The organism is Micromonospora echinospora, assembly GCF_014203425.1.
GTDB classification, from domain to species: domain Bacteria; phylum Actinomycetota; class Actinomycetes; order Mycobacteriales; family Micromonosporaceae; genus Micromonospora; species Micromonospora echinospora_A.
In genome coordinates, this window is the sequence record NZ_JACHJC010000001.1 from 1,196,311 (window position 1) to 1,214,497 (window position 18,187).

An 18,187-nucleotide genomic window follows, 5' to 3' on the forward strand; every position below is an offset into this window, starting at 1 on the left:
TCGCCGGCTCGCGCTCGGTGAACGGCAGCGGGGACGCGGATCGTGATCCGGCTCGATCGGCGCCGAAGTGTCCTCCACCACTTCGCGGGGAGGCCGCCGAGCCGACGTGAGCCCACGGGAGGCGATCAGGGCCGATTTCTGGCACGGTGTCGGGTAGCGACGGGCGCGCGGTTGAGGGGGAGTGGTGGAGTTCTCGGTGACGACCAGACAGGGGCGTGTCGGCCCGGTGATCGAGGTCGCCGGTGATCTGGACATGGCCAGCTCGCCGCAGTTGCGTGACCGGCTGCTCGAGGTGGTGGAGACCGGTGCGCGGACGGTGGTCGTCGACCTGACCCAGGTCGGGTTCGTGGACTCCAGCGGCCTGGGCGCACTCGTGCTCGTCTACAAGAGCCTGCAGGAGCGCGACGGCTGGCTCGGTCTGGCGGTCGTCCGCCAGTCGATCCGCAACGTCTTCTCGATCACCTCGGTGGACCGCGTCATCCCGCTCTTCGACACGGTGCGGGCCGCCGAGGACGGATCAGAGGCGGCGGTGCGCTGAGGGCTCCTCGTCCGGGCTGACGCGGGCGTTGTCGGCGCCGGCGGTGCTGCGCCGTGGCCCGTGACCGCCGTACCAGTCGACGACGAGCAGCGTGGCGTCGTCGCTCAGAGCCGGGCCGGCGATCTCCAGCACCGCGTCGGACAGCGCCCGGACCGCCTCGCGGGGATGCAGGTGGGTGAGGCGGAGCAGCGCCCCGGGCAGGTCCAGGTCGGCGGCGTTGCGTTCGCGCATGCCGTCGGTGACCACCACCAGCCGGTCGCCGGGCAGCAGGGCCAGCTCTCCGATGCGGTAGCTCTCGCCGAGGAACATCCCGAACGGGAAGTTGCCCGGCAGCTCCACGGGGACGACCCGGCCGTCCCGGACCAGCATCGGCGGGACGTGCCCGGCGTTCAGCAGTTCGCAGCGCCCCGTGGTCAGGTCGATGCGGCCCAGCACGGCGGTGATGTAGGCGCCGCGTACGTTCGCGTGCTCCGCGACGGCCCGGTTGGCCTCCTCGGCCTGGGTGACGAGGCCGGCGCCGCGCCGGCGGGTGTTGCGCAGGCTGCCCACGCCGAGGGTGGCGGTGAGCGCGCTCGCCACGCCGTGGCCCATCGCGTCGGTGACGCTGAGGTGCAGCAGATCCCGGGCGAGGCTGTAGTCGAAGGTGTCGCCGCCGACGCTCGCGGCGGGTTCCAGCCAGCCGGAGAGCGCGAAGGCGCCGGCCTCGCAGGTGAACGAGGCGGGCAGCAGGCGGCGCTGGATCTCGGCGGAGAGGCTGAACGGGGTGGTGCGCTGTCCCCACTCGAACAGGTCCGTGTGCCTGCGGTTGGCGATGACCACGAACGCCAGCGCGTGCGCGGTACGGGCGATCGAGTTCACCGCGTCACTGTCCGGCTCGTCGGGCAGGTCGACCTCCAGCAGGCCGATCGCCTCACCACGGTCGGTGACCGGCGCCAGCACGGTCCACGTGCCGTCGCCGGCGATGACCTCGGGGGCCTGCTGACGCAGGGCGCGTTCGTAGGGCCCGCCGTCGAACGGGAGGACCTCGGCGTCCTCCTCGCCGTGGCGCCGGCCGTTACCGCCGCCGTTCGGCTGGTGGGTCAGCCGGACCAGCGCACGGCCGCTGAGGTCGGCGATCAGCAGCGAGACGCCGAGCGCGTTCAGCGCCGTGGCGATGACGCCGGTGACGGCCTCGACCGCCTGCACCGGGGCGGCGTTCTCGGCCGACTGCAACATCCCGGCCAGCACCGCCTGCTCGCTGTCCTCCACCCCCTGAGCATATTCATCGCGCCGCACGGCCGCCTCACGAGCGGACGCCCGGCCCGGAGGGTCTCCGCCGTCGACGGTTCCCTATTGCATATGCTTGGCAACTACCGAATAGTGGCAGAAGCGGGCGGGTGCTCGGGCACGCGATGATCTGATCTTCGCCGGAGCGCCCGCCCGGCCGCTACCGAGGACGAGTTCGAGGGGTTGCCGGTGGCGCTCAAGCCCAAGCCCGTACGCGTGGCCGCGACGCTCGCCGCCGCCCTGCTCGCCGTCGCGGGCTGCTCGTCGCCGACGGCCTCGCCGGGCGGCACGGGCAACGCCGGCACGCTCGTGGTCGCCACCGCGGGCGAGCCGGACACGCTCAACCCGGTGCTCAACTACGGCGTCGACGGCGCTTCGCTGATCTTCGACGGGCTGGTCGCCCGGGACGCCCGCAACGAGCTGGTGCCCGCCCTGGCCCGCGAGCTGCCCACCGTCTCCGCGGACGGGAAGACGGTCACCGCGAAGCTGCGCGAGGGCGTGCTGTTCCACGACGGCAGCCCGCTGACCGCCCAGGACGTGGCGTTCACCTACCAGGCGGTGCTCGACCCGACTGTCGACTCGACGCTGCGCTCCGATCTGGACATGCTCGTCTCCGTCACCGCGCCGGACCCGGCGACAGTCGTGTTCACGCTGAAGTACGCGTACGCGCCGTTCCTGCAACGGCTGGCGCTGGGGATCGTTCCGGCGAAGGCGTTCGCCGGGCAGGACGTCAACAAGGCCGGCTTCAACCGCAAGCCGGTCGGTACCGGCCCGTACCGGGTCACGTCCTGGACGCCGGGTGACCGGCTCGTGCTCGCGGCCAACGAGACGTACTGGGGCGGCAAGCCGGCGAACTCGGGCGTGGTGGTGGCGTTCGTCGCCGACGACAACGTGCGGGCCCAGCGGATGCGGGCCGGCGAGTTCGACGCGGCAGAGCTGGCGCCGAAGCTCGCGTCCGGGTTCGAGGGCCGCAACGGCTACCGGGTGCACAAGGTGCCGACCGCCGACTACCGCGGCGTCATGCTGCCGATGGGCAACCCGGTCACCGGCGACCTCGCGATCCGGCGGGCGCTGAACGTCGCGGTGGACCGGCAGGCCATGGTGACCGGCGTGCTCGGCGGTGCGGGCGAGCCCGCGTTCGGGCCCGTGCCGCCCACCTCGGAATACGCCGAGCCGTCGATCAAGGGCAAGCCGGCCGCCGACATCGCCGGAGCGGCGGCGTCGCTGGACGCCGCCGGGTGGAAGCCCGGCCCGGACGGCATCCGGGTCAAGGACGGGCGTACGGCCGCGTTCACGCTCATGTACCCGGCCACCGACAGCCTCCGCAAGGAACTGGCCCTGGCCGTCACCGCCGACGCGAAAAAGGCCGGCATCAAGGTCACGCCGGAGGGCCTGACCTGGGACGCGATCACCCCTCGGATGGGGAACGACGCCCTGATCATGGGCTACGGCACGCCGTACGACCCGGACTTCGTCTCCTACAAGCTGTTCAGCTCGGCCTTCGCCGGGCAGGGCTTCTTCAACCCTGGCTCGTACCGCTCGGCGGTCACCGACGCCGCGTTGCGGGACGGCCGGGACAACGCCGACGCGGCTGCCCGCAAGGCCGCGTACGCGACGTTCCAGAAGCAGCTCGCCGCCGACGTGCCGTGGGTGTTCCTCACCTACCTCCAGCACACCTACGTGCTGAAGGACGCCGTGACCGGGGTGACGCCGCGGGTCGAGCCGCACGAGCACGACGTCGCCAACAGCATCTGGTGGAACGTGCACACCTGGACGAAGAAATCGTGACCGGACGGCGGCGGCTCGCCGGGGCCGGCACCGTGGTCCGGCGGCGGCTGCTGGTCGCCGTACCGGTGCTGGCCGCGACCAGCATGGGCATGTTCGCCCTCGGCGCCGCCTCCCCGATCGACCCGGCCCAGCAGTACGCGGGCGCGGCGGCGTTCACCACCAGCGAGGAGAACCTCGCGCAGATCCGCGCCAACTGGGGCGTCGACGACCCGCTGCCGGTGCAGTACGCCCGCTGGGTCGGCAACCTGCTGCGCGGCGACCTGGGCTGGTCGACCAGCCGGCACGAGCCGGTCACCTCGGTGCTCGCGTCCCGGGCCGGGTGGACGCTGCTGCTCGTCGGCACCGCGCTGGCCCTGGTGCTGGTGGCGAGCGTGCTGCTGGGCACGCTGGCCGCGTACCGGCGGGGTGGCTGGTTCGACAGGGCGCTGCGCGCCGTCGCGTACGCCGTGCAGTCCATGCCGGTGTTCTGGATCGGCCTCGCGGCGATCGCCGTGTTCGCCCTCAGCCTCGGCTGGCTGCCCGCCGGCGGGCTCACCGACATCACCGCCACCGGCACCGACCCGGCCGACGTGGCCCGGCACCTGGTGCTGCCGGTGACAGTGCTGGCGATCTCCCAGGCCCCGTGGTTCGTCCTGTTCGTCCGCGACGCGGTCGCCGAGAGCCTGCGCGACGACCACGTCCTGGCCGCGCGCGCCCGAGGGCTGCCCGGCCGGGTCGTCCTGTTCGGACACGCGCTGCGTACCGCGCTGCTGCCGTTCCTCACCCTGGTCGGCACGCACCTGCCCGAACTCGTCGGCGGCGCGGTCCTGGTGGAGACCGTGTTCTCCCTGCCCGGGCTCGGCGCGGTCACCGTCGAGGCGGCGCTGGGCGCCGACTTCCCGCTGCTCGCGGCCACGACCCTGGCCACCGCCGTCGTGGTGCTGACCGCGAACCTCCTCACCGACCTCGCCTACGCCGCCGCCGACCCCCGGGTACGCCTCGATGACTGATCTCGCCCTCCCCGCGCGCGTACGGCGCCTGCGCCGTCCCGTCCGCGCCGGCACGACAGTCGCCGTCGTCGTGCTCGCCGGTGTCGTCGCAGCCGCGCTGCTCGCCCCGGTCCTGTGGCCGCTGGACCAGAGCGCCGTCGACCTCTCCCGTACCCGGCTCGCGCCCTCGCCGGAGAACCTGGCCGGCACCGACGACCTCGGCCGCGACGTCGCGCTGCGCAGCCTCTACGGCCTGCGCGTCTCGCTGCTCGTCGGCGCGGTCGCCGCGCTCGTCGCGGCCGTCATCGGCGGCCTGGTCGGCGCGCTCGCCGGGAGCGTCGGCGGCTGGGTCGACCGGGCGCTCATGCGCGTCGTGGACACCGTCGCCGCGCTGCCGCACCTGCTGCTGGGCATCTTCGTGGTGGCGATGCTGCGTCCCAGCCTGGGCGCGGTGATCGCGTCCATCGCGTTGACGCACTGGCTGTCCACCGCCCGGATCGTCCGCTCCGAGCTGCTCAGCCTGCGCAACCGGCCGTTCGTGGACGCCGCGATCTCCGGCGGCGCGAGCCGGGCCCGGGTGCTCACCCGGCACCTGCTGCCGCACGTGCTGCCGCGCCTGGCGCTGGCGACCACGCTCATGGTGCCGCACGCCGTCTGGCACGAGACCGCGCTGTCGTTCCTCGGCCTCGGCCTGCCGCCGCACCTGGCCTCGATCGGCAACATGATCAACGATGGGCAGCGGTCGCTGCTCACCGGCGCCTGGTGGGCCAGCATCGTCCCCGGCCTCCTGCTCGTGGCGGCCACGCTGGCGCTCGCCGTGCTCACCGGACGGTGGCGCGACCGCCTCGACCCGCGCGTACGGGCGGAGCTGCACCTGTGACCCCCCCGGCGCTGCTGACAGTCGACGGGCTGACCGTCCGCTTCCGGCTGCGCGACGCGCTCGTGCACGCCGTCAGCGACCTGAGCCTCACGCTGCGGCCCGGCGAGCTGCTGGCGGTGGTCGGCGAGTCCGGGTGCGGCAAGTCCGTCCTCGCGCACGCCCTGCTCGGCCTGCTGCCGCGCAACGCCACAGTCACCGGGCAGGCCCGCCTGCAAGCGCCGGGGCGCGACGAGGTCGACCTGATCGGCGCGGGGGAGCGGCACCTCGCCCGGCACGTACGCGGCCGGGGCGTCGGCCTGGTCCCGCAGAGCCCCGCCACCGCGCTCACCCCCGTGCGTACCGGGCGGAAGCTGCTGGAGGAGACGCTGCGCGCCCACGGACACACCCGCCGCGACGCGCCGGCCGCCGCCGACCGGATCGCCGCCGACGTCGGTCTCGACCCGGCCGACCTCAACCGGTACCCGCACGAGCTGTCCGGCGGCATGGCGCAGCGGCTCGCCACCGCGCTCGCCCTCGCGCCCGACCCGCCGGTGCTGCTCGCCGACGAACCCACCACCGGCCTCGACCGGCCGCTCGTCGACCACACGCTCGACCTGCTGCGCCGCCGCTGCGACACCGGCGCGGCGGTCCTGCTCATCACGCACGACCTGGCCGCCGCGCGCCGCGTCGCGGACACAGTGGCCGTCATGTACGCCAGCCGCATCGTCGAACACCGCCCGGCCGAGGCGCTGTTCGACGACCCGGCCCACCCGTACACCGCCGGGCTGCTCGACGCGCTGCCCGACCGTGCGTTCGTTCCGGTGCCGGGCCACCCGCCGGCGCTCACCGACCTGCCCGGTGGCTGCGCCTTCGCCCCCCGCTGCGTCCGCGCCACCGACACCTGCGCGACCCCGCCCCGCCTCGGTGCCGACGGCGCGGGCCGGGTCGCCTGTCACCACCCGCTGCGCGAGGGAGTACCGGCATGACGCTCACCGCTCCCGGCGCGACCGACGCCGCCGCCCCGGGCGCCGCGCCGGCCGGCGGGCTCGCCGCGTGCCGGGTCTCCGTCGCGTACGGCAGGGAGCGCGTTCTCGACCGGGTCGACCTGCGCATCGCTCCCGGTGAGACGGTCGGGCTGCGCGGACCTTCGGGCAGCGGCAAGTCCACGCTCGCCCGCGTCCTCGCCCTGCTGCACGCCCCGGACAGCGGGCACGTCACGATCGACGGGCAACCGCTCGACGGCGTCCGCCATCGCCTGCCGGCGGAACTGCGCACCCGCGTGGCGATCCTGTTCCAGAGCCCGCGTGCCGCCACCGACCCGCGGCTCAGCCTCGCCGACATCGTCGCCGAGCCGCTACGTGCCACCGGCACACCGCGCGAGCAGGCCGCCGTCCGCGCGGCGGAGCTGGCCGACCTGGTCGGACTGACTCCCGACCTGCTGACCCGCCGTCCGCACGCGGTCAGCGACGGGCAACTGCAACGCGCCTGCCTCGCCCGCGCCCTGGTCCACCGGCCGGACTACCTGCTCTGCGACGAGGCGACAGCGATGCTCGACGCCTCCACGCAGGCGCACGTCGCCGCCGTCATCGGCGACTACCAGCGCCGGCAGGGCGCCGGGGTCCTGGTCATCACCCATGATCCGGCGCTGATGGCCCGCTGGGCCACCCGGGTGGTTGACCTGCCGGCGGCGTGACGTCGCGTCACTCCTGCACCGGGCGGCGTACGGTGCCCAGCGCCCGGGCGACGACGGTCCCGAATCCGACCGCCATGAGCGGCATCCCCATCTCGAAGGGCAGTTCACCGACCCAGTTGATGCTGTCGCGCTCCGGCAGCATGCTCAGGCTCACCGCGACCACCGCACTGGCGAGGAACATCCCGGCCACCGCCGCGCCGACCGCGAGCTTGGCGCACGCCAGGCTCCGCCCGGCCCAGAGGCCGGCGAGGACGGCGATTCCCAGGGACACCACGACCAGCCAGGTCCAGCCGCCCTCGGCCTCCAGGTAGGTCCAGCCCGAGTACGACCACTGGTGGCGGCGGCTGGCGCGGAACCACGGGATCAGGTAGCCGAGCAGCGCGGTGGCGCTGCCGACCAGGAGAGGCACGTCGGGGGCCGGGCGGTACCAGCGAGGGGAGTCGTCCATGCGTCCGGAAGGTAGCAGTAATCATGATCCACGCGCACGGTGGCGGTTCCGCGGACCGGACGTACGGACGTGGCGGTGGCCCGGCCGCTGTGCCGCGACCGGGCCACCACCCGTGCTGTGTCAGCCGCCCAGACTCGCGGCGGCGGACTGGATCGCCGAGGCGAACGTGCTGACCTGGGTGTAGACGCCGGGGTAGTTGGGGCGGGCGCAGCCGTTGCCCCAGCTCACGATGCCCACCTGGATCCAGGCGCCTGCGGCGTCCCGGCGGAACATCGGGCCACCGGAGTCACCCTGGCAGGTGTCGACACCGCCGCTGGCGTAACCGGCGCAGATCTCCTCGCTGGGGATGACGTCGCCGCCGTAGTAGCGGTTGCAGGTGGTGTCGTCGACGAACGGCACGCTGGCCTTGAGCAGGTAGCGCTGCTGCGCGCCGCCCTCCCGCGCGGCGCCCCAGCCGGCCACCGTGAACGTGCCGCTGTCGTACGCCGTGGTGGTGGCGATCTTGAGGGTGGTGAGCGAGGTGACCGGGCTGGCGAGCCGGATCAGCGCCCAGTCGTCGCCGTTGCCGTTGTAACCGGGGGCCCGGTAGACGTAGTTGGAGCGGACCTGGATCCGGCTGGAGGACTGGAGGTCCACCACGCCCAGCGTGGCGGTGATGCTGGTGTTGGACCCGGTGCGGCCGACGCAGTGCGCGGCGGTGAGGACCAGTCGCGGGCTGTAGAGCGCGCCTCCGCAGCCCATCGAGAGCCGGACCATGAACGGGAATTCGCCCTGCGCGGCCCGGGTGCCGCCGACGACGTACGGCGTCATGTCCCCGGCCGGCGCCGCCGTGGCCGGCGCGGTCACGGTGACCGCTCCCGCGGTGACGACTGCCAAGACGGCCGCCAACCGGCCGACAAATCTACGCCAACGGACCATGGTCCCCTCCAGACATCGACTGTGTGCCGCCCGCCGGGGCCGCACGCCGTGGCAGGGAGCCTATTGGCAGATATTGATGTACGGCAATGGATACGTGCATCCCGTCTGCGTCATACGCTGCGCGTGCCGGTGCCGTTTCCGGGCACCGGCACGCGCGGACCGTACGGTCAGCACCAACCGTTTATCGGCCCGTTGACGCCGGTGGAGAGGTAGGCGTCGGACACCCAGCTGCCGTCGCTGAGCCGGTCCCACAGCGCGGTGGTGCCGTAGCGGCCGGTGTGCGAGGTGCCGTTGGCGGAGCAGGAGATGGTGACGGTGGCGCCGTCGGCCACCGACCCGAGGGCGCCGTACCCGGTGCCGGGGCCGGAGCGCCGGGTCAGCGTGCCGCCGCCGTTGGCGTCGACGACCCCCTGGTTGAAGCCGAGCGCGCCGTAGTTGTAGACGCCGCCACCGCCGCCGGCGTAGGCGGACCCGTGCCGGGCGCCGCCCTGGTACGCCGCAGCGCCGCTGACGAAGTCCCACTTGCCGATGCCGTGCCCGGCGATCGGGACGTACGCCGAGTTCTGCCGCAGCCCGAAGTGCACGTGCCGGCCGCTGGCGGAGCCGCCGCAGGTGACGTCGGTGCCGGTGTTGCCCAGGACCGTGCCCTGGGCGACGCCCGCGCCGTTGACGGAGATGCTGTTCCACAGGTGGTAGTAGTCGGTCGAGTAGCCCCGGTCGTGGATGACCCGGATCCATCCGGTGCACATCGTGTACGCGGTGCCGGCCCGGGCGGCGCGGACGACCTGGTCGCCACCGGCGAGGTCGACCGAACTCCACGGCGCGGCGGCGCCGCCCCAGCCGTGCGGCCCGGAGGTGAGCGTCCACGTCTGCCCGACCGCGAACGGCAGCGCCATGCCGGTGCGGAAGTCTCCGCCCGCGAGCAGCGGTGCGACCGGAGTGGTGAAGACGGCCTTCTCGGTCTCGCTCACCAGCGGCGACGCGGTGGCCAGGTCGCCGAACGCGGCCTCCCCGTCGAACGCGACGGTCCAGCCCTTGGCGTCGGCCCGGGCGAGGAAGACCGAACCGGTGGGGTGCGCGTCCGCGGACCGGTCCGCCAGCAGCACCGCGGTGCCGAAGGCCCACCGTCCGTTCGTGCGGGTGACGCTGATCCGGGTCCGCTCCGCGCCCGCCGCGCGGGCGTTGGCCGCGTCCGCTGAGCCGAGAAGCTTCGCGGTCACGGCGTCGGCGACGGGTTCCGGTGTCGCGCGAGGAGCGGCAGTGGCGGGTGCCGGGGCCACCGCCCAGGCGGCGGTCGCCGCCAGGGCGCAGGAGAGCATGAGCCGTCGCATGGAGCCTCCTTATCGACATGTGTCACTGGATTGAGAGGCTATCGACACCGATGAAAGTTGTCTACAACTCTCCGCGTGATGGTGAAGGATCTGTGCATCGGGGCGTATCCGGAAGTGGATCTTCCGGTGGCGGCGGGGTTGATCCGCCGCTGGCCGGGTAGCTGAGCGGCATGCGAGTACCGACCCTGGTCAAGACCGCGGCAGCAGTCACCGCGACCGCCGCCGCGGGCGCCGCCGCCACCTCCACCGGCACCTCGACGCGCTGGTACCGCCGCCTGCGCAAGCCCGCCTGGCAGCCGCCGTCGGCCGCGTTCCCCCTGGTCTGGACCCCGTTGTACGGGCTGATCGCGCTGACCGGCGCCCGGACGCTGGACCGCTCCGAAGGGCCCGAACGCGCTGCCTTCGCCCGCGGCTACGCGCTCAACCTGGCGCTCAACGCGGGCTGGAGCGCCCTGTTCTTCGGCGCCCGCAAGCCCGGTGCCGCGCTGGCCGGGATCGCCGCGCTCAACGCCTCCAACCTGGTGCTGCTGCGCCGCGCGGCGCGCACCGACCGTCCCGCCGGCGCGGCGCTCGCCCCGTACGTCGCGTGGACCCTCTTCGCCACCGCCCTCAACGGCGCGATCGTCGGCCTCAACCGGGGACGATGACCGGCGTTCGCCTGATCAGGCCCGGTGGTCGTCGGCGGACGCCGGACCGGTCGCGCGCCACGACGCCAGGAGTCGCAGCCGGTCCGCGTCCGGGCTGCCCGGCTCGGCGGTGAAGACGAGCACGACCGGGCCGGGACTGCCCGGCAGCGGATAGGTGTCCCAGTCCAGGACGATGTCGCCCAGTCCGGGCACCCGGAACGTCTTGGTGCCGCTGACCGACGCGCGGACGTCGTGCCGTGCCCACAGCCGCCGGAACTCCGCGCTGCGGATGCTCAACTCGCCGACGATCGCGGTGGCGCGAGGATGCGTGGGGTCGTCGGCGACGGCGGCGCGCAGCATGCCGATGTACTCCAGCGCCTGCCGCTCCCAGTCCGGGCAGCTGCGTCCCCCGGTCAGCGCGTCGTCGAACAGCAACAGGAGCATGTTGAGCCGGCCGGGCGGATGGTCGGCCGGGTCACCGAGCAGCGCCTGCGCCATCGGGTTCCAGTCGAGCAGATCCAGGTGCCGGCCGAGGACCACAGCCGGGGTGTCCATCACCCGCAGCAGCCGTCGGGTGCTGTCCGGTACCCGCTCCGGCCCGTGGTCGACGCGGGTCGGCATCGGCCGGCGGGCGGCCCGGGCCAGCGTGAACAGGTGGCGGCGTTCGGTGTCGTCGAGAGCGAGGGCGCCGGCGAGCGCGTCCAGCACGTCGTCGGAGGGGCGTACCTCCCGGCCCTGCTCCATCCGCTGGTAGTAGTCGGTGCTCAGCCCGGCCAGCAGGGCCAGTTCCTCACGCCGCAGGCCGGTCACCTTGCGCCGGCCGCCCGGCTCCAGGCCGACGTCGCGCGGGCGCAGCCGGCCACGCCGGGCGCGCAGGAACGCGCCCAGCTCGCGTGCGTACGGATGCGGGCTGCTCATGCCGCCAGTCTGCCGCGACGCCGCCCACCCAGGGTAGGTCCCGCGGACCTAGGCAACCGCGAACGACCGAGACCGGCCGGACCGCTCCTAGCGTCATCGCTCGACGCGAACCCCGCACCCGAGGAGCAGCAGATGACCGGATGGACCACCGACCGCATCCCCGACCAGCGCGGCCGGGTCGCCGTCGTGACCGGCGCGAACTCGGGCCTCGGCCTGGTCACCGCCACCGAACTGGCCCGCCACGGCGCCCACGTCGTGCTGGCCGTGCGGAACACCGCCGCCGGCCGGGAGGCCGCCCGCCGCATGGGCGGCGACACCGAGGTACGCGAGCTGGACCTGGCCCGCCTCGATTCGGTACGCGCGTTCGCCGCGAAGCTGACCGCCGACCACCCGACGATCGACCTGCTGGTCAACAACGCCGGTGTGGTGCTGCTCGGCCCGCGCCGTACCTCCGCCGACGGCTTCGAGCTGCAGTTCGCCACCAACATGCTGGGCCCCTATGCGCTGACCGGCCTGCTGCTGGACGCGCTCGCCGGGGCGCGGGCGGCGCGGGTGGTGAGCCTCAGCTCCCTCACCCACCGCAACGCGCGGCTCGACTTCGGCGACCTGATGTCCGAGCGCGACTACCGGGCCTCCGCCGCGTACGGCCGGTCGAAGCTCGCCACCACCGTCTTCGGCGTCGAGCTGGACCGCCGTCTGCGCTCGGCCGGGTCGCCGATCGTCAGCGCGCTGGCGCATCCCGGTCTCACCCGCAGCAACCTCACGCCGCGTGCCTGGGAACACCGGGGCCGGCTCGGACGGCTGATCGGGCGGCTCGGTCTGCTCGCCACCCAGCCGGTCGAGCGGGGCGTGTTGCCGCAGTTGCGGGCCGCGACCGACCCGGACGTGCGTGGCGGCCAGTTCTTCGGCCCGTCCCGGCTCTTCGAGACCTGGGGCCCGGTCACCGAGGCGCGGCTCAGCCGGCAGGCCGCCGACCCGGCCGTCGGCAGGCGGCTCTGGGCGGCGGCGGCGGAGCTGACCGGTGTCAGTTACCTCTGAACCGGCGGCGCGAGTGGGATTTTGCACTCCCAGTGCACTTGTCTCCGGTTTCGCCGCTGCCTAGCGTCAGGCCATGGCTGACTCGTGGACGTTCGCTGTGGCCCGTGCCGACCTCGCCCGCACCACGCTCGCCGACGGCGCGGTGCCCGCCCTCGCCGACGGGGAGGCGCTGCTGCGCGTGGACCGGGTCGGCCTGACCGCCAACAACGTGACGTACGCGGTGCTCGGCGAGGCGATGCGCTACTGGGAGTTCTTCCCGCCCGAGCCGCGCGGGCTCGACCGGCAGTGGGGGCTTCCGCCACTGTGGGGCTTCGCCGAGGTCACCTCGTCCACAGTGGCCGGCGTCGAGCCGGGCCTGCGGGTCTACGGCTACCTGCCGCCCGCCGGCCACCTGGTGGTACGCCCGGAGCGGGTGGACGGGTCCGGCTTCCGGGACGCGAGCCCGCACCGGGCCGGGCTGCCCTCGCCGTACAACTCCTACCGGTCGACCACGGGCGACCCCGCGTACCGGGCGGAGCAGGAGGACCTGCTGATCCTGTTCCGGCCGCTGTTCTTCACCTCGTTCATGCTCGCCGACCAGGTCGTCGACAACGACTGGTACGGCGCGGAATCGCTTGTGCTGTCGTCGGCGTCGAGCAAGACGGCGTACGCCGCCGCGTTCGAGCTGCACGGACTCGGCCCCCGCCTGATCGGGCTCACCTCGCCCGGCAATCTCGCCTTCACCCGGTCGCTCGGCTGTTACGACGACGTCCTCACGTACGACGACATCGCGGCGCTCGACGCCGTACCGACCGTCTACCTCGACCTGTCCGGCGCGCCGGCGCACCGGTCCGCCCTGCGAGCCCACCTCGGCGACCGGCTCGTCCGGGACATCGCCGTCGGCCTGACCCAGCAGACGCCGAACGCGGACGCCGCCGAGGAGGTCTTCTTCGCGCCGGTGCAGATGCGCAAGCGCAGCCAGGACTGGGGCCGGGACGGCCTCGACAACCGGTTCGCCGACGCCTGGCAACGGTTCTCGCAGGTGGTGAGCGGATGGCTCGACGTGCGGGTCGGCGCCGGTCCGGAGGCGCTGCGGGACGCCTGGCTCGACGTCCTCGCCGGTCGTACGCCGCCCCGGGTGGGCCACGTGGTGCAGCTCTGAGAGCGTCAGCGGTTGACGTAGGCGGCCAGGCCGCCGAGATCCTCGTTGGCGATGAAGACCGAGCGGACGTTGATGATGGCTTCCTCGACGTGCACCGGGCAGCCCCACGCCGAGTCACCCCACGAGTCGGCGACCTTGATCTCGGCGGGTGCGGCGCAGCCGTCGCTGCCGCCGAGCTGACACTGCTCGGGGCGGGGACTGGCGGCCTGCGCGGCGGCGGCGGCGCGCAGCCGGGCGGTGAGTTCCGCGGCGGCGGCGGCGCGCTGTTCCGCCTCGGCCCGTAGCTCCCGCTCCGCCCGCACCACCCGGGCCAGCTCGTCGTGGGCGGCTCGCGCGCGAGCGTCCGCTTCGGACTTCGCCTGTTCGATGTGGTGACGTTCGATGGCCAGGGCGGCGGTGCCGGTGAAGACCCGGGCGAGGGCCAGATCGGTGTCCCGCGGGACGCGCGGGGTGCGGTGGTACATGGCGAACGTGCCGAGCAGGCTGCCGTCGCGGGCCAGGATCGGCGTGGACCAGCAGGCGGCGAGCCCGGCCCGCTCGGCCAGATCGCGGAAGTCGGCCCAGAACGGGTCGGTGGCGATGTCGGTGACGACGACCGGTTCCCGCCGGTGCGCGGCGGTGCCGCACGAGCCGACGCCCTCACCGGTGGCGATCCCGTCGATGGCCTCGTTGTAGAAGTCGGGCAGGCTGGGCGCGGCGCCGTGGCGCAGGTGCCGGCCGTCGGCGTCGGCGAGCAGGACGGAGACGAGGACCTCCTGCGGCGCGAGGTTCTCGATGCAGCGGGCCATCCCGTCGAGCACCGCGGCCAGGGGCGCCCGCCGGGCGATCTGCTCCAACATGGCGCGGTGTTCGGCCATCAGCCGTTGCGCGTGCTTGACCTGCGTGGTCTCCACCCCGATCACGCGGATCCCGGTCACCGTTCCGGCGGCGTCGCGGCGCGGCTCGTAGGTGAAGTCGAAGAACGTCTCCCGCGCGTGCGACCCGGTACCCAGCATGATCCGGGCGTCGTGACCGGTGTAGGACTCGCCCGTCCGGTAGACCTCGTCCAGCAGGGCGATGAAGCCCTGGCCGTCCAGTTCCGGCATCAACTCGGCGAGGGCTACTCCCGTACGTGCGCGTTCCTCACCGATGGCGGTGAAGAACGCCGGGTTCGCCGCCTCCACCACGTGGGTCGGCCCGGCAAGCGCCGCGAAGACGGCGATGGACTGCCCGAACAGCGTCCGCAGATCCTCGTCTGCGGGCGTTGGCGTGGGCAGATGCTGGCCCGGTAGCGCCGTCATGCCTGGTCTTCCTCCCACGCCGCTTCGTCGATCGTTGCCAGATTACGGGGCAGTGGCCGACGTTCACATCTTGGCATCGACGCCCGCCTCCGTTACCGTCCATGGGAACGCTCCCATGAACTTAGATACTTCGATGTGATCAGGAGGAAACACGTCGTGGCTATCCTCTCCGCCCGCCGCAGGTCAGCGGCCATCAGTGTGGCGGCCGTAGCGGGCCTCGCCGCCGCCGGCGTCGGCCTCGCCGTCGGCGGCGCGTCCGCCGGCACCGTGTCCGGATCGCTCTATCGCGACCCGAGTTCGGCAGTGGTCCGCTGGGTCGCCGCCAACCCCGGCGACTCCCGCGCCGCCGTCATCCGGGACAAGATCGCCAGCCAGCCTCAGGCGCGCTGGTACGCCAACTTCAACCCGTCGACCATCCAGTCCGAGGTCTCCAGCTTCATCGGCGCCGCCAACGCGGCGCAGCAGATTCCGGTGCTGTCGGTGTACGAGATCACCAACCGGGACTGCGGCGGAGCCAGCGCCGGTGGCGCGCCGGACCTCAACCAGTACCAGACCTGGGTGTCCAACTTCGCCCGCGGGCTCGGCAACCAGACGGTCCTGATCATCCTGGAGACCGACTCGCTCGCCCTGCAGACCTGCCTGAGCACCAGCGAGCTGAACGCCCGCAACCAGGCGCTCACCACGGCGACCCAGACCATCAAGTCGGGCAACCCCAACGCCAAGGTGTACCTCGACGGCGGGCACTCCACCTGGAACAGCGCGAACGACACGGCCAACCGGCTCCGGGCGGCCGGCGTGCAGTACGCCGACGGGTTCTTCACCAACGTGTCGAACTTCAACCCCACGTCCAGCGAGGCGAACTTCGGCCGGGCCGTCATCTCCGCCCTCAACGGCATGGGCATCTCCGGCAAGCGGCAGGTCATCGACACCAGCCGCAACGGCGGAGCGGCCGGGGACTGGTGCGCCGACGACAACACCGACCGGCGCATCGGGCAGTACCCCACGACGAACACCGGCGACGCCAACATCGACGCATACCTCTGGGTGAAGCCGCCGGGTGAGGCGGACGGCTGCCGTTACACGGCCGGTTCGTTCCAGCCGGACCTGGCCTTCAGCCTGGCCAACGGCGCGCCCAACCCGCCGCCCACCACCGCGCCGCCGACGACCAACCCGCCGACCACCGCTCCGCCCACCACCGCGCCGCCGACGACGGCGCCCCCGACCACGCCGCCGCCGGCCGGTAACGGCTGCTCCGCGTCGGTCGCGATCAACCAGTGGAACGGCGGCTTCACCGCGAGCGTGAACGTCACCGCCGGCTCGGCGAGCATCAACGGCTGGACCGTGACCATCGCGCTGCCCAGCGGCGCCGCGATCACCGGCACCTGGAACGCCCAGGCCAGCGGCACCAGCGGCACCGTCCGGTTCACGAATGTGGGCTACAACGGACAGGTGGGCGCCGGGCAGACGACCAACTTCGGCTTCCAGGGCAACGGCACCGGTCAGGGCGCGACGGCCACCTGCGCCGCCTGACCCCGCACGACACCCGCGGGCCCGGCACGGAGGAACGCTCCTCCGCGCCGGGCCCGTCCGCGTGCTCCTGGTCGGCGCGGCTCGCTCAGGCGGCCGGCGGGGGTTAGGCTGTCGGTGCGGGGTACCGACGGCTGATCGCCGACCCCCTGCCCTTCCCACGGTTTCCCAGCCGCGACGACTGAGTCGAGTGCTGCCGTGCAGATTCCCTTGGAGCACGACGTGCCCGACAAGACATTCGCCCTGAATCCCTTCGGCGTCGAGGGGGCCAAGGCCACCGACGAGGAGCGCAGTCCGGCCGCGGACATCAGCTCCGCCTCCATGACCCGCCTGCGCAGCCCGTTCGCCGCGGATGGGCCCGCCCGCGAGAGCACCGGCGAGTCCACCCAGCGCTGACGCCGAGAATCACGCCCGCGCGAGTCGCCGCGCTCTCCTCAGGTTGAGGGCCAGCTCCTCGCGGTTCTGGTGCGCGTGCCGGATCCATGCGGGCTGGCCAGGACCGGTGCGCCAGGATTCGCTCAGCGGGCTGTTGTCCACGGTGTCGAAGCCGAACTGGTCGTACAGCCGCGTCACCAGAGCAACCGCCTCAGGGAAGTTGCTGGAGACGGAGAGCGCCAGCCGGTCAGGGGCGCCGGCAGGCCGGGCGGAGGTGAGCAGGCGGGGCGCCTGGATGTGGGTGAACGCCTTGGCCACCTTCGACGTGGGGAGCTGTTCCTGACGTAGTTCGTGGACCGTCTTCTCACCCGAGTCGATGACCGGGATGTGCCCGTCGCGCCAGACCATGTAGTTGTTCGTGTCCAGGACGACTTTGCCCGCGAGTTCCTCGGCCGGCATGTCGTTGACGACCTTCAGGGGTACGGCGACGACGGCGAAGTCGCTCGCCGCCGCGGCATCCCTGGCGTACGCCGCCCGCGCCGACGGACCCAGCTCGGCGACGAGGCCGGCCAACGTTTCGGGCCCTCGCGAGTTGGCGATGACGACCGCGTATCCGGCCGCGATCGCCGCCCGTGCGATCTGGCTGCCGACCTCGCCCGCGCCGATGATGCCGATGGTTGTCATGGTCTCCACCTCAAAGTTGTCGGTTGTGTGGCTACCAGTTCAGGTGACCGGACTCGTCCTGGAGCGTCCCGGTCGGACCGTCCGGGGGGAGCGTCGCCAGGCGTACGACAGTCCGGGCGCTCTCGGCCGGTGATCTCCCGCCGCCGAGCGCGGCGGTCATGTCGGTGGCGGTGAAGCCCGGCTCGACCGCGTTGAACTTGATGCCCGGCTGAGACCTCGCGTACTTGACGGTGATCATGGTGGCGGCCGCCTTCGACGCCGAGTAGAGCGGGAACGGCAGATCGAACTCCGGCCGGTCGGGATTGTTCGTCGCCCAGAAGGAGCCCGCGCTGCTCGACACCGTGACCACCACGGGGTTGGCGGATCTGCGCAGCAGGGGCAGTGCCGCCTCGGTGACCCGGATGATCCCGACCACGTTGGTGTCGAACACCCGCAGGGCGGTGGGCCCGTCGACGGCGCCGCTCTCGGCGATGCCCGCGTTGTTGACCAGGACGTCGAGCCGGCCCTCGGCCGCGTCGATCGTCGCCAGGGCCTCGGTCACCGAGGCGTCGTCGGTCACGTCGAGGTGCAGGAACCGCGCGCCGAGCGCCGCTGCGGCTTCCTCGCCCTTCCGCTTGTCGCGTGCCCCGAGGTAGACGACGTGACCCAGGTCCAGAAGCTGCCTGGCGGTCGCGAAACCGATGCCCTTGTTCGCGCCGGTGATCAACGTGACGGTCATGCGTCTCCCTCGGTCCGCGGTGGGCCAAGGCCCCTGCCGCATTTTTGTACTGATCGGTTACAGGCATCACC

Annotated in this window: 19 protein-coding genes; 11 read left to right on the top strand and 8 right to left on the bottom strand. The window is 73.0% G+C overall.

The window, feature by feature from the left end:
* Positions 1–196: 196 nt before the first annotated feature.
* On the top strand, positions 197–538 hold the full coding sequence (locus FHU28_RS05810) for an STAS domain-containing protein (protein WP_311773524.1): 342 nt from the start codon (positions 197–199) through the stop codon (positions 536–538).
* On the opposite strand, the gene FHU28_RS05815 is transcribed toward FHU28_RS05810, so the two are convergent.
* Complete coding sequence (locus FHU28_RS05815; protein WP_184681613.1) at positions 518–1,786, bottom strand: PP2C family protein-serine/threonine phosphatase; 1,269 nt, start codon at positions 1,784–1,786, stop codon at positions 518–520. The genes FHU28_RS05810 and FHU28_RS05815 overlap by 21 nt on opposite strands.
* A 207-nt stretch (positions 1,787–1,993) precedes the next feature.
* Here FHU28_RS05815 and FHU28_RS05820 point away from each other — a divergent pair, with 207 nt between their 5' ends.
* From FHU28_RS05820 to FHU28_RS05840, 5 genes are read left to right on the top strand one after another with little or no spacing between them, the layout of a single operon-like run.
* On the top strand, positions 1,994–3,592 hold the full coding sequence (locus FHU28_RS05820; protein WP_184681615.1) for an ABC transporter substrate-binding protein: 1,599 nt from the start codon (positions 1,994–1,996) through the stop codon (positions 3,590–3,592).
* Positions 3,589–4,581, top strand: a complete 993-nt coding sequence (locus FHU28_RS05825; RefSeq protein ID WP_311773525.1) for an ABC transporter permease — start codon at positions 3,589–3,591, stop codon at positions 4,579–4,581. The genes FHU28_RS05820 and FHU28_RS05825 overlap by 4 nt, the downstream gene beginning before the upstream one ends.
* A complete protein-coding gene (locus FHU28_RS05830; RefSeq protein WP_184681617.1) occupies positions 4,574–5,440 on the top strand; it encodes an ABC transporter permease in 867 nt (288 codons plus the stop codon). The genes FHU28_RS05825 and FHU28_RS05830 overlap by 8 nt, the downstream gene beginning before the upstream one ends.
* Positions 5,437–6,405 (top strand): ABC transporter ATP-binding protein, encoded by a 969-nt coding sequence (locus FHU28_RS05835; protein ID WP_184681620.1) that lies wholly within the window; start codon positions 5,437–5,439, stop codon positions 6,403–6,405. Before FHU28_RS05830 ends, FHU28_RS05835 begins: the two co-directional genes overlap by 4 nt.
* On the top strand, positions 6,402–7,112 hold the full coding sequence (locus FHU28_RS05840) for an ABC transporter ATP-binding protein (protein ID WP_184681622.1): 711 nt from the start codon (positions 6,402–6,404) through the stop codon (positions 7,110–7,112). The genes FHU28_RS05835 and FHU28_RS05840 overlap by 4 nt, the downstream gene beginning before the upstream one ends.
* A gap of 7 nt (positions 7,113–7,119) precedes the next feature.
* Here FHU28_RS05840 and FHU28_RS05845 read toward each other — a convergent pair whose 3' ends face one another.
* The 3 genes from FHU28_RS05845 to FHU28_RS05855 form a co-directional block, all read right to left on the bottom strand.
* On the bottom strand, positions 7,120–7,560 hold the full coding sequence (locus FHU28_RS05845) for a hypothetical protein (protein ID WP_184681625.1): 441 nt from the start codon (positions 7,558–7,560) through the stop codon (positions 7,120–7,122).
* A gap of 120 nt (positions 7,561–7,680) precedes the next feature.
* Positions 7,681–8,478: a S1 family peptidase gene (locus FHU28_RS05850; protein ID WP_184681627.1), complete on the bottom strand. Its 798-nt coding sequence runs from the start codon at positions 8,476–8,478 to the stop codon at positions 7,681–7,683.
* 167 nt (positions 8,479–8,645) lie between these two features.
* Positions 8,646–9,809, bottom strand: coding sequence for a peptidoglycan DD-metalloendopeptidase family protein (locus tag FHU28_RS05855; RefSeq protein ID WP_184681629.1), 1,164 nt, complete (start codon positions 9,807–9,809; stop codon positions 8,646–8,648).
* A gap of 170 nt (positions 9,810–9,979) precedes the next feature.
* Between FHU28_RS05855 and FHU28_RS05860 the strand changes: the two genes are divergently transcribed.
* The gene (locus FHU28_RS05860; RefSeq protein ID WP_184681631.1) at positions 9,980–10,456 is read left to right on the top strand and encodes a TspO/MBR family protein; all 477 of its coding nucleotides are present in this window, start codon (positions 9,980–9,982) and stop codon (positions 10,454–10,456) included.
* Between the two features lie 15 nt (positions 10,457–10,471).
* Here the strand turns inward: FHU28_RS05860 and FHU28_RS05865 are convergent, their stop codons facing one another.
* Entirely contained in the window at positions 10,472–11,353 is an 882-nt protein-coding gene (locus FHU28_RS05865) for a helix-turn-helix domain-containing protein (RefSeq protein WP_184681633.1), read from the bottom strand.
* 132 nt (positions 11,354–11,485) lie between these two features.
* Here FHU28_RS05865 and FHU28_RS05870 point away from each other — a divergent pair, with 132 nt between their 5' ends.
* Both FHU28_RS05870 and FHU28_RS05875 read left to right on the top strand, forming a co-directional pair.
* Positions 11,486–12,391, top strand: a complete 906-nt coding sequence (locus FHU28_RS05870; protein WP_184681635.1) for an oxidoreductase — start codon at positions 11,486–11,488, stop codon at positions 12,389–12,391.
* Positions 12,392–12,464: 73 nt separating this feature from the next.
* Complete coding sequence (locus FHU28_RS05875) at positions 12,465–13,532, top strand: DUF2855 family protein (RefSeq protein ID WP_184681637.1); 1,068 nt, start codon at positions 12,465–12,467, stop codon at positions 13,530–13,532.
* A gap of 5 nt (positions 13,533–13,537) precedes the next feature.
* On the opposite strand, the gene FHU28_RS05880 is transcribed toward FHU28_RS05875, so the two are convergent.
* The gene (locus tag FHU28_RS05880; protein WP_184681639.1) at positions 13,538–14,812 is read right to left on the bottom strand and encodes a GAF domain-containing protein; all 1,275 of its coding nucleotides are present in this window, start codon (positions 14,810–14,812) and stop codon (positions 13,538–13,540) included.
* A 156-nt stretch (positions 14,813–14,968) separates the two neighbouring features.
* Here FHU28_RS05880 and FHU28_RS05885 point away from each other — a divergent pair, with 156 nt between their 5' ends.
* Together FHU28_RS05885 and FHU28_RS05890 are read left to right on the top strand one after the other, a co-directional pair.
* Positions 14,969–16,342 carry a glycoside hydrolase family 6 protein gene (locus tag FHU28_RS05885; RefSeq protein ID WP_184681641.1) on the top strand — a complete coding sequence of 458 codons (1,374 nt, stop codon included), beginning with the start codon at positions 14,969–14,971 and terminating at the stop codon, positions 16,340–16,342.
* Between the two features lie 195 nt (positions 16,343–16,537).
* Positions 16,538–16,735: a hypothetical protein gene (locus FHU28_RS05890; protein ID WP_184681643.1), complete on the top strand. Its 198-nt coding sequence runs from the start codon at positions 16,538–16,540 to the stop codon at positions 16,733–16,735.
* Positions 16,736–16,744: 9 nt separating this feature from the next.
* Here the strand turns inward: FHU28_RS05890 and FHU28_RS05895 are convergent, their stop codons facing one another.
* Both FHU28_RS05895 and FHU28_RS05900 read right to left on the bottom strand, forming a co-directional pair.
* Positions 16,745–17,398 (bottom strand): NADPH-dependent F420 reductase, encoded by a 654-nt coding sequence (locus FHU28_RS05895; protein ID WP_184681645.1) that lies wholly within the window; start codon positions 17,396–17,398, stop codon positions 16,745–16,747.
* Positions 17,399–17,429: 31 nt separating this feature from the next.
* On the bottom strand, positions 17,430–18,116 hold the full coding sequence (locus tag FHU28_RS05900) for an SDR family NAD(P)-dependent oxidoreductase (RefSeq protein ID WP_184681647.1): 687 nt from the start codon (positions 18,114–18,116) through the stop codon (positions 17,430–17,432).
* Between the last annotated feature and the right edge of the window lie 71 nt (positions 18,117–18,187).